Annotated in this window: 1 protein-coding gene; it reads right to left on the minus strand. The window is 73.4% G+C overall.

The window, feature by feature from the left end; translation table 11 throughout:
* Positions 1-24: 24 nt before the first annotated feature.
* Complete coding sequence (locus G406_RS45355) at positions 25-18,882, minus strand: type I polyketide synthase (RefSeq protein ID WP_037075676.1); 18,858 nt, start codon at positions 18,880-18,882, stop codon at positions 25-27.
* Between the last annotated feature and the right edge of the window lie 16 nt (positions 18,883-18,898).

An 18,898-nucleotide genomic window follows, 5' to 3' on the forward strand; every position in this document is an offset into this window, starting at 1 on the left:
AACTACCCCTAAGAGGTCTTGTGACTAATCGAAATCGGCGGCGCGAAGTTCTTTTTCGACGAAGTCGAACATCTCGTCGTCGGTTGCCGACTCGAGCTCGTGATCTGTTTCCGGGTCGTCGCCGTTCAGGTGCGCACGCAGTTCCTGGCCGATCGATTCGAGCCGGGACGTGATGTCGAACCGTTCTTCGCTGTTCCAGGTGCTCCTGGAGAGGACGGCTTGCAGTTTCTTGAGCTCCGCCACGGCGATGGCGTAGTCGGTCTGTTCGTTGCCGGCCGTCGCCCGGATGTGGTCGGCCAGTGCGGCGGGTGTCGGGTAGTCGAAGACGAGCGTGGCCGGCAGCCTGAGCCCGGTTGCGGCGTTCAGCCGGCTGCGCAGGTCGACGGCGGTGATCGAGTCGAATCCGAGGTCCTTGAACGGCCGGTCCGCCGGTACCGCGTCGGCTGATCCGTAGCCGAGCACGGCGCCTGCCTCGGTCCGGACGAGGTCGGTGAGGACCCGGTCCTGCTCTGCGCGGCCGAGTCCCGCCAGCCGTTGGGTCAGGACCGCTCCGTCCGGCTCGGCGTTGTCGGCGTCGGGGGTGTCGATCTCGCCGAGGGCTCGTTGGGCTTCGTCGAGGTCGGCCAGCAGCGGGCTGGGTCGCTGGACGGTGAAGATCGGCGCGAACCGGGCCCAGTCGATGTCCGACACCGCGACCAGGTCCTCGCCGGCGTCCAACACGCCGGCGAGCGCCGCGACCGCCGGCTCCGGGTCCATCTCCCGTAGGCCGAGACGCTGCAACGTCTCGCCGGCCAGGCCCTCGCCCATGCCGCCGCCGCCCCACAGACCCCAGGCCACCGAGGTGCCGGCCAGGCCCCGCGCCCGGCGATCCTCGACGAGGGCGTCCAGTGCCGCGTTGGCGGCCGCGTAGCCGGACAGCTGGGTGCTGCCCCAGGCGGCCGCGCCGGAGGAGAACGCCACGAAGGCGTCGAGCGCCAGGTCTGCGGTGACCTCGTCCAGGTAATGGGCACCGCCGACCTTGGCCTGCATCACCTCGACGAGGTCGGCCGGACTCATCCCGTCGATCGCTCCGCCCAGCCCGGCGCCAGCGGCGTGCATCACCGAACTCAGTCCGGGGCCGGTGGTGCCGATCCAGCGCACCAGAGCGGCGACCTCCTCCCGGCGCCCGATGTCGCCGGCGAGCACAGCCACCGTCGTCCCTGCCCCGGCCAGTTCGGCCGCCAGGGTGGCGACCCCGGGCGCGGCCGGACCGGAGCGACTCGACAGCACCAGCCGGGACACCTCCCGCCGGGTCAACCAGCGGGCCACATGCCCACCCACTCCGCCCGTTCCGCCGGTGACCAGCACACTGCCGCCGGGTTTCCAGCCCTTGCCTGCCACTCTCGGGGCCCGCACCAGCCGCCGTCCCAGTGCTCCACCGGAACGCACGGCCACCTGGTCCTCACCCCGGCCGGCCAGTACCGAGGTCAACCGATCAGCTGTGCGCGCGTCCCACACCGGGGGCAGGTCGATCAGGCCACCCCATCGGTCCGGGTGTTCCAGAGCGGCGACCCGGCCGAACGCCCAGGTCTGCGCGGGCAGCGGGCTGACCGGCACCTCACCGGCGACGGCCGCGACCGCTCCCGAGGTCAGCACCCACAACGGCGCGGAGATCTCCGCGTCGCCCAGCGCCTGAACCAGTCCCATGGTGGCGACCAGCCCCGTCGCCAGCACCGGCGACCCTTCGGCGAGCGACTCGTCGAGTGCCAGCAGCGACACGATGCCCGAGGGTCTGTCACCGCACTCACCGGCCGCTGCCGTGAGGCGACGGCGCAGCGACTGCCTGTCGTACTCTCCCGGCCCGATCTCGACGAGCCACACCCGCGCGCCCCGGTCGGTCAGTGCCTCGACGCAGTCGTCGACCGGCGAGTGGTCCGCCGCTCCCGCCGGCACCACCACCAGCCAGCCACCCGACAGTGCGGCCGCGGCGAGCGGAGGGAGCGACCGCCAGGTGATGCGGTAGCGCCAATCATCCACGGTGGACGCGCCGCTCTCCCGCCGCCGCCATGCCGCGAGCGCAGGGAGCACCTCGTGCAGGTGCCGCTCGTCGACGTCGAGGGTATGGGACAGGCCGGCCAGGTCGCCGTCCTGCACCGCGGCCCAGAATCCGCGCTCGGCGGCCGGCACGGTGGTGGCCGCTGCGCCGGTCGGTTGGGGCCAGTACCGCTCACGTTGGAAGGCGTAGGTCGGCAGCTCGATCCGCCGGCCGGCCGGTAGGACCGAGGACCAGTCAACGGCGACACCGTGGGCGTGTGCCTCGGCCAGTGAGGCGAGCACCCGCGCGGGCCCGCCGTCGTCGCGGCGCAGAGTTCCGGTGACGACGGGTTCCCGCGCCGCTCCCCCGGACTCCTGCCGCCGGCGTTCCAGGGTGTCGGTGATCGCGCCGGTCAGCACGGGGTGCGCGGAGGTCTCGATGTACACGCCGTAGCCATCCCGGCCCAGTACCTCGGTCGCTCGGGAGAACTGGACGGTCGCCCGCAGGCTGGCGTACCAGTACTCGGCGTCCAGTTCCGGGCCGCTCAGGTACTCGCCGGTCATCGCGGAGACCATGGGGATCAGGGCGGGACGCGGCGTGACGGCGCCCAGCAGACGCAGTACGTCATCGCGGATGTCGTCGACCTGCGGGCCGTGCGAGGCGTAGTCCACCGGCAGCATCCGGGCGCGGACTCCGTCGTGCTCGCAGCCGGCCAGTACCTCCGCCAGTGCACCCGGGTCGCCCGAGACGACGGTGGCGGCGGGGCCGTTGACCGCGGCGACCGCGACCTGGTCGGCCCAGGGGGCGATCCGGTCGGATACGGCGTCGACGGACTCCGCGACGGAGAGCATGCCGCCCCGCCCGGACAGCGCGGTCAGTGCCTGGCTGCGCAGCGCCACCACCTTCGCCGCGTCCTCCAGCGACAGGATCCCGGCCACCACGGCCGCCGCGATCTCACCCTGCGAATGCCCCACCACCGCATCCGGCACCACACCGGCCGCCTGCCACACCGCGGCCAGCGACACCATCACCGCCCACAACGCCGGCTGCACCACATCGACCCGGTCGAATTCGGGCGCACCCTCCCGACCAGCCAGTACATCGACGAGCGACCAGTCGACGTACGGCGCCAGCGCCCGTCCGCACTCGGCCAGGCGGGCCGCGAAGAAGGGGCTGCTCTCGGCCAGCTCCCGCCCCATGCCCGGCCACTGTGAGCCCTGACCCGGGAACACGAACACCAGTGGGGCGGCGCCGCCGGCCACACCGGTGACCACCGAAGGCGCGGCACGGCTCGCCGCCAGCGCCCGCAGCCCGGCCAGTAGGTCGTCACCGGTGGTGCCGGTGACCACCGCGCGGTGCTCGAACGTCGACCGGGTGGTGGCCAGTGACCAGGCCACGTCCGTGGGCTCGAGCTCCGGGTGGCTCGTGAGGTGGTCGGTCAGTCGTCGGGTCTGCTCGAGGAGCCCGGTCCTGCTCTGGCTCGATACCAACCACGCCGAGGCGTTCGACAGCACCGGGGCCGGCTCCGTCGAGGCGCTGTCGGCCGGTTGCTCGTCGTCGGCCGGGGGTTCTTCGAGGATGAGGTGGGCGTTGGTGCCGCTGATCCCGAACGCCGACACCCCGGCCCGCCGCGGCCTGCCATTCGCCGTCCACTCGATGGGCTCGGCCAACAGCTCGACATCCCCGGCCGACCAGTCCACCCGCGGCGATGCGGTCCCCGCGTGCAACGTCGCCGGCAACAACCCGTGCCGCAACGCCAGCACCATCTTGATCACACCCGCCGCCCCGGCGGCCTGCTGCGCGTGACCGATGTTCGACTTGACCGAACCCAGCCACAACGGCCGGCCCTCCGGGCGCCCCTGCCCGTAGGTGGCCAGCAACGCCTGCGCCTCGATCGGATCCCCGAGCCGCGTCCCGGTGCCATGGGCCTCCACCGCGTCCACATCGGCGGGCTCCAACCCCGCACTCGCCAACGCCGCCCGGATCACCCGCTGCTGCGACGGGCCGTTCGGCGCCGACAACCCGTTCGACGCCCCGTCCTGGTTCACCGCACTACCGGCCACCACAGCCAGCACCGAGTGCCCGTTGCGGCGCGCGTCGGACAGCCGCTCCAGCACGACCATCCCCGCGCCCTCGGCCAGGCCCATGCCGTCCGCTTCGGCTGAGAACGCCCTACACCGACCGTCCGCGGCCAGGGCACCCTGCCGGGAGAACCCGACGAACTCGGCGGGGTCCGCGATCACCATCACCCCACCGGCCAACGCCAGGTCACACTCACCAGCGCGCAACGCCTGCGCCGCCAGATGCAGTGACACCAACGCCGACGAACACGCCGTGTCCACGGTGACGGCCGGACCCTCCAGCCCGAGCGTGTACGACACCCGCCCCGAGATCACACTCGTCACGTTCCCGGTCACCAGGTGGCCGGCCGAGTCGTCGTCGAACCCGGACTGCCCCGCGTACCCCGAGCCGGCCGCGCCGGCGAACACCCCGGTCAGCGAGCCGCGCAGGGACTCAGGGTCCAGCCCGGCGTGCTCCAGCGCCTCCCACGAGGTCTCCAGCAGCAGCCGCTGCTGCGGGTCCATCGCCAACGCCTCACGCGGGCTGATCCGGAAGAACGCCGGGTCGAAGTCCGCCGCGCCGCTGACGAACCCGCCTTCTCCGGTGGCCGAGGCGCCCGCGGTGCCGGGGGCACCGTCGAGCAGCGCGGCGACGTCCCAGCCCCGATCGGTCGGGAACCCGCCGATGGCGTCCCCACCGGTGGACAGCAGCCGCCAGAACGCCTCGGGGCTGTCCACCTCACCCGGGAAGCGGCACCCCATCCCGACGACCACCACCGGATCGGTCGCCGACACCGGAGTCACCCGCGACGCCGCCGTCTCCGATGGTTGGCCGCCCATCAGCTGGGCCACGATCCGGCGGGCGAGCATGACCGGGGACGGGTAGTCGAACACCACCGTCGATGCCAGCTGCAGGCCAGTCGCCTGGTTCAACCTGCCCCGCAGGTCGACCGCGGTGAGCGAGTCGAATCCCATGTCCCGGAACGCCCTGGCGGCCTCGACGTCCTCGGCCGAACCGTGACCGAGTACCGCCGCCGCGTGGCCGCTGACGAGCTCGGTGACGATCCGCTCGCGCTGCGCCGGTGGTACGCCGACCAGCCGCTCCAACAGTGCCGCACCGTCCCCCGAGGCCACCACCGGCACCATCGCGTCGGTGGCCACCTGACGAGCTTCGGGGATCTCCGCCAGCAGCGGCCATGACCGGGCCGCGTTGAACACCGCCGAGAACCTCGGCCAGTCCACGTCCGCAACCGACAGCACGGTCTCGTCGTCGGCAAGAACCTGACCGAGCACATCCAGCGCCCGCACCGGGTCCAGCAACCGCAGCCCCTGACGCCGCAACCGCTCCGGGATCAAGCTCAGTGCCCGGTCCGCCTCGGTGTTCGACTCCTCGAACCGACCACCCGAGCTCCACACCCCCCACGCCACCGACGTCGCCGGCAGACCACGAGCCCGCCGGTTCTCCGCCAACGCGTCCAGGTGCGCGTTCGCGGCGGCGTACGCGCCGTGCTCACCGACACCCCAGGTGGCCGCGATCGAGGAGAACAGCACGAACGCGTCCAGCTCCCGGTCGGCGGTCAGCTCGTCCAGGTGCCGCGCGCCGTCGACCTTGGCGCCCAGGGTGAGGGCGAGGTGGTCGACCTCGGTCCGGTCGAGGGTGGTCAGCTCGACCGCGACCGCCCCGTGGATCACCGCGCACAGGGCTGGTCCGTGCCGGTCGATCCAGGCCAGCAGTCCGGCGACCGAGGCCCGCTCGGTGACGTCGCAGGCGACCATCGTGACCGCCGAACCGGCCTCGGCCAGCCGGGCGGCCAGTGCGGCCGCGCCCCGGGTCCCCGGTCCTCCGCGACTCGACAGCACCGCGTGCGGCACGCCGCACCCGGCCAGCCATGCGGCCAGGTCGGGTCCGATCGCGCCGCTGGCGCCGGTGAGCAACACCGTGCCGCGCGGCACCCATGTGCCGCGGTCGTGACGACGTCGGGCCGCCCTGGCGAGCCGCCGGGCCAGCAGGCCCCCTGGCCGGATCGCGACCTGGTCCTCGCCGCCGTCGGCCAGCACCCCGACCAGCCGGGTCATCGCCCGCTCGTCCGGCACCGGCGGCAGGTCGACCAGGCCTCCCCACCGGTCCGGGTGCTCCACTCCGGCTGTTCGGCCGAGGCCCCACACCTGGGCCTGCACCGGGCTGGCCAGCACGTCACCGTCGCCGGTGCTGACCGCACCCCGGGTGACGGCCCAGAGCGGCGCGTTCATCCCGGCATCACCCAGCGCCTGCAGCAGCGCCAGGGTGCCGGCGACTCCGGTCGGGACCAATGGTCGAGATGCCAGCGCGGTCTCATCCAGTCCGAGCAGGGACAGGACCCCGGCCGGCGGTGTCGAGCCGAGCGCGTCGTCGAGCCGGGCGGCCAGCGAGAGCCGGTCCGGATCGGTCGCGGGCAGCTCGACGCGCACGACGTCGGCACCTCGGCCCGTCAGCGTCCGCTCGACGGCAGCGGCCAGGTCATCGTCGGCCAGGGTGGCCGGCACGACGACCAGCCAGCGGCCGGACAGCACGGCCGGGCCGGGCTCACGCAGGGGTGTCCACGCGATCCGGTAGCGCCAGTCGGCGGTCAGCGAGTCGTGCTGTTCCCGCTGTCGCCACGACGCCAGCGCCGGCATCACGTCGCGCAGCGTCGTACCGTCCACCGACAGGGTCCGCGAGAGCCCGTCGAGATCACCGGCTTCGACCGCGGACCAGAACCGGTCCTCGCCCGGTGAAGCACCTCCGCCGTCGACCGCTGCCGGGGTCGGCTTGGGCCAGTACCGCTGCCGCTGGAACACGTACGTGGGCAGTTCCACCCAGGGCTCGGCCGGGACCACTGCCGGCCAGTCCACCTGGACACCACGTACGTGCACCTCGGCCAGTGAGGCCAGCAGCCGCGCCGGGCCGCCGTCGTCGCGCCGCAGCGTCCCGGCCACGATCGGCGACGGACCGTCGGTCGCCTCGGAGTCGGCGAGGTCCTCCAGCGTCGCTGTGACGGGGGTGGTCAGCACCGGATGCGGCGAAGTCTCGACGAACACCCCGTACCCGGACCTGCCCAGCACCTCGACCGCCCGACTGAACTCCACGGTGGCCCGAAGGCTGGCGTACCAGTACTCGGCGCCCAGCTCGGGACCGGCCAGGTACTCACCGGTCATCGCCGAGACCATCGGGAGCCGACCCGCGCGGGGCTCGATCCCGGCAAGCAGGCCCAGGATCTCCTCCCGCAGCCGGTCGACCTGCGGGCCGTGCGAGGCGTAGTCCACCGGCAACAGCCGCGCCCGGACACCATCGCGCTCACACCCGGCGAGCACCTCGGCCAGCGCGTCCAGGTCACCGGACACCACCGTCGCCGCCGGGCCGTTCACCGCGGCCATCGATACCTGCCCCGGCAAGGCGGTGATCCGATCGCGCACCGCCCCGACGGGCTCGGCGACCGACAGCATGCCGCCCCGCCCGGACAGCGCGAGCAGCGCCCGGCTGCGCAGCGCCACCACCTTCGCCGCGTCCTCCAGCGACAGGATCCCCGCCACCACCGCGGCCGCGATCTCACCCTGCGAATGCCCCAACACGGCGTCGGGCCGCACGCCGGCCGCCTGCCACACGGCCGCGAGCGACACCATCACCGCCCACAGCGCCGGCTGCACCACATCCACCCGGTCGAACCCGGGCGCGCCTTCCCGACCGGCCAACACGTCGTCCAGCGACCAGTCCACGAACGGCGCCAGCGCCTGCTCGCACTCGGCCAACCGAGCAGCGAACACCGGGCTGGACGCCGCCAGCTCCCGTCCCATGCCGACCCATTGCGAACCCTGACCGGGGAAAACGAACACCACCCGGTCCGGGCCGCCCCCGGGTCGGACCGCACCGGTGACCGCCCCGGCCGAAGGCTCGCCAGCGGCCACGGACGCCATGCCGGACAACAGCTCCGCCCGACCGGCGCCGGTCACGACCGCGCGGTGCTCGAACACCGACCGCGTGCTCACCAGTGACCACGCCACCCGCGCCACGTCGAGGTCCGCGCGCGCACCGACGAACTCGGTCAGTCGGCCTGCCTGCGCCGCCAACGCCGCGCCACCGCGAGCGGACACCAGCCACGCCGTTGTCGTCCCGGTCAACACCGGCAGACCGGCACCCGTCCCGTCCCGGTCGGCCGGATCCTCGGCCGAGGGTTCGATTCCCTCGGACGGCACCGGCGGTGCTTCTTCGAGAATGGTGTGCACGTTGGTGCCGCTGACCCCGAACGCCGACACCCCGGCGCGGCGGGGACGGCCGTTGGCCGGCCAGTCGACCGGCTCGGTCAGCAGCTGCACGTCGCCGGCCGACCAGTCCACGTGCGGGCTGGGCTGCTGGGCGTGCAGGGTGCGGGGCAGCTGCTCATGACCGAGCGCGAGCACCATCTTGATGATCCCGGCCACCCCGGCCGCGGTCTGGGTATGTCCGATGTTCGACTTCACCGACCCCAACCACAGCGGCTGGTTCTCCGGCCGGTCCTGTCCGTAGGTCGCCAGCAGCGCCTGCGCCTCGATCGGGTCACCCAGCACCGTCCCCGTACCGTGCGCCTCCACCACGTCGACCTCGTCCGTGCGCAACCCGGCGCTCGCGAGAGCGTTCCGGATCACCCGCTGCTGCGACGGCCCGTTCGGCGCGGTCAACCCGTTCGACGCACCGTCCTGGTTCATCGCACTACCCGCGATGACCGCCAACACCCGGTGGCCGTTGCGGCGGGCGTCGGACAGCCGCTCCAGCACCAGCATCCCGGCGCCCTCGCCCCATCCGATGCCATCGGCGTCGGCCGCGAACGCCTTGCACCGCCCGTCGAACGCCATGCCCTGCTGATGGGAGAACTCCGCGAACGCACCCGGTGAGGCCATGACCGCCACGCCGCCTGCCAGTGCCATCGAGCACTCACCCGCCCGCAGCGCCTGGCATGCCAGATGGATCGCCACCAGCGACGACGAGCACGCGGTGTCCACCGTCACCGCGGGGCCCTCCAGCCCCAACGTGTAGGACACGCGGCCCGAGATGACCGACGTCAGGCTGCCGATCAGCTGGTAGCCCTCCGTGCCGGCTTCCTCCGACAGCCCGAGCCCGTAGCCGCCGAAACCGGCGCCGGCGAACACCCCGGTTGCGGATCCCTTCAACGAAGCCGGACTGATACCAGCCCGCTCCACCGCCTCCCACGCCGTCTCCAACAACAACCGCTGCTGCGGATCCATCGTCAACGCCTCTCGCGGACTAATCCCGAAAAACCCCGGATCGAACTCCGCCGCGTCATAGATGAACCCACCCACCCGAGTCGTCGACGCCTCAGCATCCACACCCGCATACAGACCGTCCGAATCCCAACCCCGATCCGTAGGAAACCCCGAAATGGCATCGGTCCCCGCCACCAACAGATCCCACAACTCCTCCGGCTCCCGCACACCACCCGGGAACCGACACCCCATCCCGACGATCGCAATCGGGTCGTCGGCGAAAGTTCGGACGGTGACCGGCACCGAGGGTGTGGCCAGGATGCCGAGCAGTTCGGCCCGCAGGAACCGCACGGCATCGGCGGGGGTGGGGTAGTCGAAGACGAGGGTTGCCGGCAGGGTCAGGCCGGTTGCCGTGTTCAGCCGGCCGCGCAGATCGACGGCGGTGATCGAGTCGAAGCCGAGGTCCTTGAACGGCCGGTCCGCCGATACCGCGTCGGGCGACGTGTGTCCGAGCACGGCGGCGACCTGAGCCCGCACGAGATCGGTGAGAAGCCGTTCCTGCTCGACCGGGGCCAGGCCGCTCAGCCTGCGGCCCAGCTCGGTCCGGGCCTCGCCCGGTGTGCCCTCGCCGGCCGGCGGTGGCACGGCCAGGGCCCGGCGGGCTTCAGGCAGTTCGGCCAGCAGCGGGCTGGGGCGGTGGACGGTGAAGATGGCGGCGAACCGGTCCCAGTCGACGTCCGCGACCGTGACCAGGTCCTCCCCGGCGTCCAGGACCGCGGCCAGAGCGCCGATCGCCAGGCCGGGGTCCATCTCCCGCAGGCCGAGTCGCCGCAGCACCTCCGCCGCCATGCCGCCGACCATGCCGCCACCGCCCCACAGTCCCCAGGCGACCGACGTCCCGGCCAGGCCCCGACCGCGGCGGTCCTCCACCAGGGCATCCAGCGCCGCGTTGGCCGCCGCGTAACCGGACAGCCGGGCGCTGCCCCAGGCCGAGGCCCCGGAGGAGAACACCACGAACGCGTCCAGCGCGCGGTCCGACGTCAGCTCGTCAAGGTGGCCGGCGCCGCCGGCCTTGGCCCGCAGTACCTCGGCCAGGTCGGCCGGCACCGTGGTGTCGAGCGGGCCGCCGATACCCGCGCCGGCCGCGTGCATGACCGAGCTCAGCGCCGGGCCGTTTTCATCGATCCAGGTCAACAGACCGGCCGTCTGGGCCCGGTCACCGACGTCGCCGGCCAGCACGGCGACGGCGGTGCCCGCTCCGGCCACCTCGGCGGCCAGCGCCGCCGCACCCCGCGCGCCCGGGCCGGAGCGGCTGACCAGCACGATCCGACGAGTGCCCCGGTCGGCCAACCAGCGCGCCAGGTGCCCGCCAACGCCGCCGGTACCGCCGGTGACCAGAACGCTCCCACCGGGCGACCAGGTCAGCGCCGTCCGCTTCGAACGAGGTGCGCGGACCAGCCGTCGGGCGAGGACTCCCCCGGCACGGATCGCCACCTGGTCCTCGCCGCAGCCGGCCAGTACCGAGGCGAGCCGGTCGGCTGTCCTGGCGTCCCACGTCGGAGGCAGGTCGACCAGCCCGCCCCACCGGTCCGGGTGCTCCAGGGCGGCCACGCGTCCCAGCGCCCAGGACTGTGCCGGCACCGGGCCGACGGGTACCTCGCCCGCAACGGCGGCGACCGCGCCGACCGTGAGCACCCACAGCGGCACGTCCACCTCGACGTCGCCCAGTGCCTGGACGAGACCCATCGTCCCGGCGAGCCCACGGGCGACTATCGATGCGTCGTCCAGCGGCGACACGTCGAGGGCCAGCAACGACACGATCCCGGACACCGCCGGTCCGTCCCCGAGCATGTCGAGAGACCGGGCGATGCGGTCGCGCAGTGCCAGCCGGCTCAGCTCGTCGGCGGCGATCACGACGACCTGCACGCACGCACCCCGGCCGGTCAGGGCCCGGTGGCATTCGGCGGTCACGGTCTCGTACGGGGCTCCGGTGGGTGTCACGACCAGCCAGGTACCCGAGAGTGTCGCCGAGCCGAGTGGGGGCAGCGAGCGCCACGTGATGCGGTAGCGCCAGTCGGCGACAGCGGACTCGCCCTGGTCCCGGCGCCGCCACGCCGCCAACGCGGGCAGCAGCTCCCGCAGGCGGTCACCGTCCACAGCCAGCGTCTCGGCGGCGCTGTCCACATCGCCCTCGGTCACCGCCGACCAGAATGCGTTCTCACCCTGGGTGGCCCTCGCATCCGCGTCGCGGCGGGCGGCAGAAGTCGGCTCGGGCCAGTACCGCTGGCGCTGGAACGCGTAGGTCGGCAGCTCGACCCGCCGGCCGACCGGCAACACCGCCGCCCAGTCCACCGCCACCCCGCGCACGTGCGCCTCGGCCAGCGAGGTCATCAGCCGTGCCGGGCCACCGTCGTCGCGCCGCAGTGTCCCGGTCACCACCGGCGTCCGGCGCGATACCTCGGACCCGTCCTCCGACGGCAGGGCCTCGAGGGTGTCGGTGATCGCGGCGGTCAGCACCGGGTGGGCGGAGGTCTCGACGAACACCCCGTAGCCGTCGCTGCCCAGCACCTCGACCGCCCGGCTGAACTCCACGGTCGCCCGCAGGCTGCCGTACCAGTACTCGGCGCCCAGCTCGGGACCGGTCAGGTACTCACCGGTCATGGCCGAGACCATCGGGAGCCGGCCCGGTCGGGGCTCGATCCCGGCCAGCAGGCGCAGGATCTCCTCCCGCAGCTGGTCGACCTGCGGGCCGTGCGAGGCGTAGTCCACCGGCAGCAGCCGGGCCCGGACACCGTCGCGCTCACACCCGGCGAGCACCTCGGCCAGCGCGTCCAGGTCACCGGACACCACCGTCGCCGCCGGGCCGTTCACCGCGGCCATCGATACCTGCCCCGGCAAGGCGGTGATCCGATCGCGCACCGCCCCGACGGGCTCGGCGATCGACAGCATCCCGCCCCGGCCGGACAGCGCGAGCAGCGCCCGGCTGCGCAGCGCCACCACCTTCGCCGCGTCCTCCAGCGACAGGATCCCCGCCACCACCGCGGCCGCGATCTCACCCTGCGAATGCCCCACCACCGCATCCGGACGCACCCCGGCCGCCCGCCACACCGCGGCCAGCGACACCATCACCGCCCACAACACCGGCTGCACCACATCCACCCGGTCGAACCCCGGCGCACCGTCAGCCCCGGCCAGTACCTCGTCCAACGACCAGTCGACAAACGGTGCCAACGCCGTCCCACACTCGGACAGACGGGCCGCGAACACCGGGCTGGTCTCGGCCAGCTCCCGGCCCATCCCGACCCACTGCGAACCCTGACCCGGGAACACGAACACCACCGGACCGGAGCCGCCGGCCGTACCCGTCACCACACCCGGAGCCGGGTCGTCGGCCGCCAGCGCCCGCAACCCGTCGAGCAGCTCCTCAGCGGTGGCACCGGTGACGACCGCACGGTGCTCGAACATCGACCGGGTGGTCGCCAACGACCAGCCCACGTCGACCCGGTCCAGCTCCGGACGAGCCGCGAGGTGGTCGGTGAGCCGCCGCACCTGCGTCACGAGGCCGGACGCGGTCTGCCCAGATACGAGCCACGCCGTGATGTCCGGCAGCACCGGCACCCGGGCGGCCGGGTCCTCGGTTGGCGGGTCGGCCGGGGGCTCTTCCAGGATGAGGTGGGCGTTGGTGCCGCTGATCCCGAACGACGACACACCGGCCCGACGCGGCCTGCCGTTGGCCGACCAGTCCCTCGGCTCGGTCAGCAGTTGAACGTCGCCGACGCTCCAGTCCACGCTCGGCGACGCGACATCGGCGTGCAGGGTGGCCGGCAGCCGACCGTGGCGCAGCGCCAGGACCATCTTGAGGATCCCTGCCGCTCCGGCCGCGTGCTGCGCGTGGCCGATGTTCGACTTCACCGAACCGAGCCACAGCGGCCGGTTCTCCGGGCGCCCCTGTCCGTAGGTGGCCAGCAACGCCTGCGCCTCGATGGGGTCCCCGAGCCGCGTCCCGGTGCCGTGGGCCTCGACGGCGTCCACGTCAGCGGGCTCCAGCCCGGCGTTGGCCAGGGCGGCCCGGATCACCCGCTGCTGCGACGGACCGTTCGGCGCCGACAACCCGTTGGACGCACCGTCCTGGTTCACCGCGCTGCCCGCGACCACGGCCAGTACGGGGTGTCCGTTGCGTCGGGCGTCCGACAGCCGCTCCAACACCACCATGCCGGCACCCTCGGACAGACCCATGCCGTCCGCATCGGCCGAGAACGCCTTGCACCGACCGTCCGCGGCCAGGGCACCCTGCTGGGAGAACCCGACGAACTCGGCAGGGTCGGCGATCACCATCACGCCACCGGCCAACGCGAGATCACACTCGCCTGCCCGCAACGCCTGCGCCGCCAGGTGGGTCGAGACCAGCGCCGAGGAACACGCCGTGTCCACGGTGACGGCCGGGCCCTCCAGACCGAGGGTGTAGGACACCCGCCCCGAGATCACACTCGTCACGTTCCCGGTGATCAGGTGGCCGGCCGAGTCGTTGTCGAACCCGGCCTGTCCCGAGTAGCCCGACGAAGCCCCGCCGACGAACACGCCGGTCAGCGAGCCGCGCAGGGACTCAGGGTCCAGCCCGGCATGCTCCAGCGCCTCCCAGGACGTCTCCAGCAGCAGCCGCTGCTGCGGGTCCATCGCCAACGCCTCACGCGGACTGATCCGGAAGAACGCCGGGTCGAAGTCCGCGGCCCCGCCGACGAACCCGCCCGCACCTGTGGCCAGGTCGGCTGCCGAGGCGGAGTCGCCGCCCGGGAGCCCGGCAATGTCCCAACCCCGGTCGGCCGGGAACCCCCCGATCGCGTCCCCGCCCTCGGCCAGCAGCTCCCACAACGCCTCGGGGCCGTCCACCCCGCCGGGGAACCGGCAGCCCATCCCGACGATCACCACCGGATCGGTGCCCGAGACCGGGACCGCGCGCGAGGCCGCCGACGCCACCGTCTGGGTACCCAGCAGCTGGCCGATGATCTGACGGGCCAGCATCACCGGGGACGGGTAGTCGAACACCACGGTCGAGGGCAGCCGCAGACCTGTCGCCTCGTTCAGCCGGCCCCGCAGCTCCACCGCCGTCAGCGAGTCGAACCCCATGTCCCGGAACGCCCGCCCCGGCTCGACGGCCGCCGAGGAGGTGTGGCCGAGGACGGCGGCGGCGTGGGCGCGGACCAGGTCCGCCACGATGCGCTCCCGCTGCCCGGGCGTCGCCCCCACCAGCCGGCCCACCAGCTCGACCGCCGCACCCGAGGTGACCGTGGCCGGGCCGGTCGGGCCGGCCCCTGCGTCCTGGGCTTCGGGGATGTCCGCCAGCAGCGGCCACGAGCGCTTGGCGTTGAACACCGCCGCGAACCGGGGCCAGTCCACGTCCGCCACGGACAGCACGGTCTCGTCGTCGGCGAGCGCCTGGCCCAGTGCCGCGAGCGCCCTGGCCGGCTCGAGCAGCCGCAGCCCCTGACGCCGCAACCGCTCCGGGATGACGCTCAGTGCGCGGTCGAGCCCGTCGGAGTCCTGCCCGGTGTTCCACACCCCCCAGGCCACCGACGTCGCGGGCAGGCCACGGGCGCGCCGGTTCTCGGCCAGTGCGTCCAGATGGGCGTTGGCCGCCGCGTACGCGCCGTGCTCGCCGACACCCCAGATCGCCGCGATCGACGAGAACAGCACGAAGGCGTCCAGGTCCAGACCGGCTGTCAGCTCGTCCAGGTGTGTGGCTCCGGTGACCTTCGCGTCCAGGGTCATGGCCAGGCCGGCTACGCCGGTGTCCGAGAGGGGCAGCAGCTCGACCGCGGTCGCCCCATGGATCACGGTCGACAGTGCCGGTCCACGCCGATCGATCCAGGCCAGCAGGCCGGCGACCGCGTCACGCTCGGTCACGTCACAGGCCACCAGGCTGACCGAGGTTCCGGCGGCGGCCATCGCCGCGACCGCGGCGGGCGCCTGAGGGATCATCGGTCCCCGCCGGCTGACCAGTGTCACGTGCGGGGCGCCGACGTCGGCGAGCCAGCCGGCCAGGTGCGGGCCGACCGCGCCACTCGCGCCGGTCACCAACACGGTGCCCCGGGGACGCCAGGTGCCGGTCGCGCGCGGTGGCTCGGTGTGCACCAGGCGCCGGCCGACGATCCCGGCCGGGCGGAGGGCCACCTGGTCCTCACCACAGCCGGCCAGTACCGCACCGAGCCGGCTCGCGGCCACGGCGTCGAGCGAGGGCGGCAGATCGAGCAGGCCACCCCACCGGTCCGGGTGTTCGAGGCCGGCGACGCGGCCCAGTCCCCAGACCTGCGCCTGGGCCGGGCTGATCGGCAGCTCGCCGGGTGTCGTGGCGACCGCACCGGAGGTCAGTACCCACAGCGGCGCCTCGATGCCGGTCTGGCCGAGCGCCTGGACCAGGCCCAACGTGCCGGCCAGCCCACTGGTCACCATCGGCCGGTCGGACAGCGGGGTCTCGTTGAGCGCCAGCAGCGACACGACGCCGGCGACGGCCGGAGCCTGCCCCGACCGCTCCAGGACGTCGGTGATCACGGCGGCGAGCGTCATCCGGTCGACCGAGCCGGGTGGTACCTCGGCGAGAAGCACCTCCGCGCCGCACTCGGTCAGACTCGCCACGCACGCGGCGAGCAGCTCCGCCCCCTGCCCACCGGCCGGAGCCACCAGGAGCCACGTCCCGCGCAGAACGGCCGGGGCCGGGTCGGGCACCGCCGCCCAGGAGACCCGGTAGCGCCAGCCCCGCTCAGGGTCGTCCTCACCCGCACCGTCGAGCACCGGCGCCGGGGACGCCCAGAAGTGCTCACGCTGGAATGCGTAGGTCGGCAGGTCGACTCGCTGACCGGCCGGCAGCACCGTCGACCAGTCGACGGTCACACCGTGGACGTGAGCCTCGGCCAGCGCGGCCAGTAGCCGCGCCGGACCGCCGTCGTCCCGGCGCAGCGTCCCGCACACCACCGGCGCCGAGCCGTCTGCGTGCTCGTCGCCGTCGAGAGCTTCGAGGGTGCCGGCGATCGCTGTGGTCAGCACCGGGTGGCCGGAGGCCTCGACGAACACACTGTGCCGCGCCCGGCGGAGTGCCTCGACGGCGCGGGAGAACCGCACGGGCGCCCGGAGGCTCGCGTACCAGTACTCGGGGCCGAGCTCGGGGCCGGCCAGCATCTCGCCGGTCATCGCCGACACCATCGGCACCCGGGCCGGGCGCGCGTCGATCCCGGCCAGCCGGTCGAGGATCTCCTCCCGCAGCTGGTCGACCTGCGGGCCGTGCGAGGCGTAGTCGACCGGCAGTAACCGCGTCCGCACTCCGTCGCGCTCACACCCGGCCTGGATCTCCCGCAGGGCTTCCCCGGTGCCCGACACGACGGTCGCTTCCGGGCCGTTCACCGCCGCCACCGACACCGACTCGGCCCACGGCCGCACCCGGGTGGCTACCGTCGCCTCCGGCTCCGCGATCGACAACATGCCGCCCCGGCCGGACAGCGCGAGCAGCGCCCGGCTGCGCAGCGCCACCACCTTCGCCGCATCCTCCAGCGACAGGATCCCCGCCACCACCGCCGCGGCGATCTCACCCTGCGAATGCCCCACCACCGCATCCGGACGCACCCCGGCCGCCTGCCACACCGCCGCAAGCGACACCATCACCGCCCACAACACCGGCTGCACCACATCCACGCGCTCGAACCCGGGCGCGTCGTCCCCACCAGCCAGCACATCGTCCAACGACCAGTCCACGAACGGGTCCAGGGCCTGCCCGCACTCCGCCAACCGAGCCGCGAACACCGGGCTGGACGCCGCCAGCTCCCAGCCCATCCCGACCCACTGCGAACCTTGGCCCGGGAACACGAACACCACCCGGCCCCGGCTCGCCCGCATCGTCCCGCTGACGACGCCACCGGCGGGCAGGTCCGCCGCCAACGCGGTCAGCCCCGACAGGAAGTCGTCGCGGTGGGCGCCCAGCACCACGGCCCGGTGTTCGAACGTCGACCGTGTCGTCGCCAACGACCACCCGATGTCCGTGAGCTCCGGGCCGGCCCCGTTCCCGCGGCTCCGGACGAACCCGGCCAACCGGTCTGCCTGCTCCCGCAGGCCGGGCGCGGTCCGCGCCGACACCAACCACGCCGTGCCTTCGGACAGCACCGGTAGTGCCCGCCCGCCGCTGTCCTCGGGCGACCGGGGGCTCTCGGCCGACTCACTGTCCGCGGCGCCGTCCGAGGGTGCCTCCTGGACGATGACATGGACGTTCGTGCCGCTGACCCCGAACGCCGAGACGCCCGCCCTCCGGGGTGCCTCGGACCTCGGCCACGACACCGCCTCGGTCAGCAGGCGGACGTCGCCCGCCGACCAGTCGACCTCAGGTGTGGGTACGTCGACGTGCAGGGTGGGCGGCAGCAGATCGTGCCGCAGTGCCAGCACCATCTTGATGATCCCGGCCGCCCCGGCCGCCGCCTGGGTGTGCCCGAGGTTCGACTTGACCGAGCCCAGCCACAGCGGGCGACCCTCCGGCCGGTGCTGACCGTAGGTGGCCAGCAGCGCCTGTGCCTCGATCGGGTCACCGAGGCGGGTGCCGGTGCCGTGCGCCTCCACCACGTCCACCTGGTCGGCCCTGACCCGCGCGTCGGTCAGCGCGGCGTGGATCAGACGCTGTTGTGAGGGCCCGTTCGGCGCGGTCAGACCGTTGCTGGCGCCGTCCTGGTTCACCGAGGTGCCGGCGATCAACGCCAGCACCGGGTGGCCGTTGCGGCGCGCGTCCGAGGCCCGTTCCAGGACGAGCAGCCCGGCGCCTTCGCCCCACCCCATACCGTCCGCGGCGCCGGCGAAGGGCTTGCTGCGGCCGTCCCCCGCCACGCTCTGCTGCTTGGCGAACTCCGCGAACACCCCGGGGGTGATCATGACGGCGACGCCGCCGGCCAGCGCGAGCGCGCAGTCGCCGGAGCGCAGGGCCTGCGCGGCCAGGTGCAGGGCGACGAGCGCGGACGAGCACGCCGTGTCGATGGTCAGCGCCGGGCCCTCGAGCCCGAGGGTGTAGGCCAGCCGACCCGAGATCATCGCGGTCTGCGTCCCGGTCAGCAGGTAGCCCTCCGAACCGCTCTCCACCTGGGCCAGGCCCTCGCCGTACCCGTCGGAGCTGGCGCCGACGAACACCCCGGTGGAGGAACCGCGCAGGGTCCGCGGGTCGATCCGCGCCCGCTCGATCGACTCCCATGCGACTTCCAGCACCATCCGTTGCTGGGGGTCCATCGCCAGCGCCTCGCGGGGGCTGATCCCGAAGAACCCGGCGTCGAACCGTGCGGCATCGTGCACAAAACCGCCTTGAAAGGCGAACTCGCTCGCGCTGTCCCGGTGCAGGCGCCGCAGTGCGTCCCAGCCGCGGTCGGTCGGGAAACCACCGACCGCGTCGGTGCCGGACGCCACGAGGTCCCAGAAGCTCTCCACGTCCCGGACACCACCGGGGAACCGGCAGCCCATACCGACGATCGCGATCGGTTCCTGCTCGGCCGCCTCCAGCTGGCGCAGCCGGTTGCGGGTCTCCTGAAGCTCGGCCGTAGCCCTCTTGAGGTAGTCAAAGAGCTTCTCTTGGCTATCCATGACGGACTCCCTGGAG

It is taken from the genome of Actinospineispora spinosispora DSM 44797, assembly GCF_000429025.1.
GTDB lineage: Bacteria > Actinomycetota > Actinomycetes > Mycobacteriales > Pseudonocardiaceae > Pseudonocardia > Pseudonocardia spinosispora.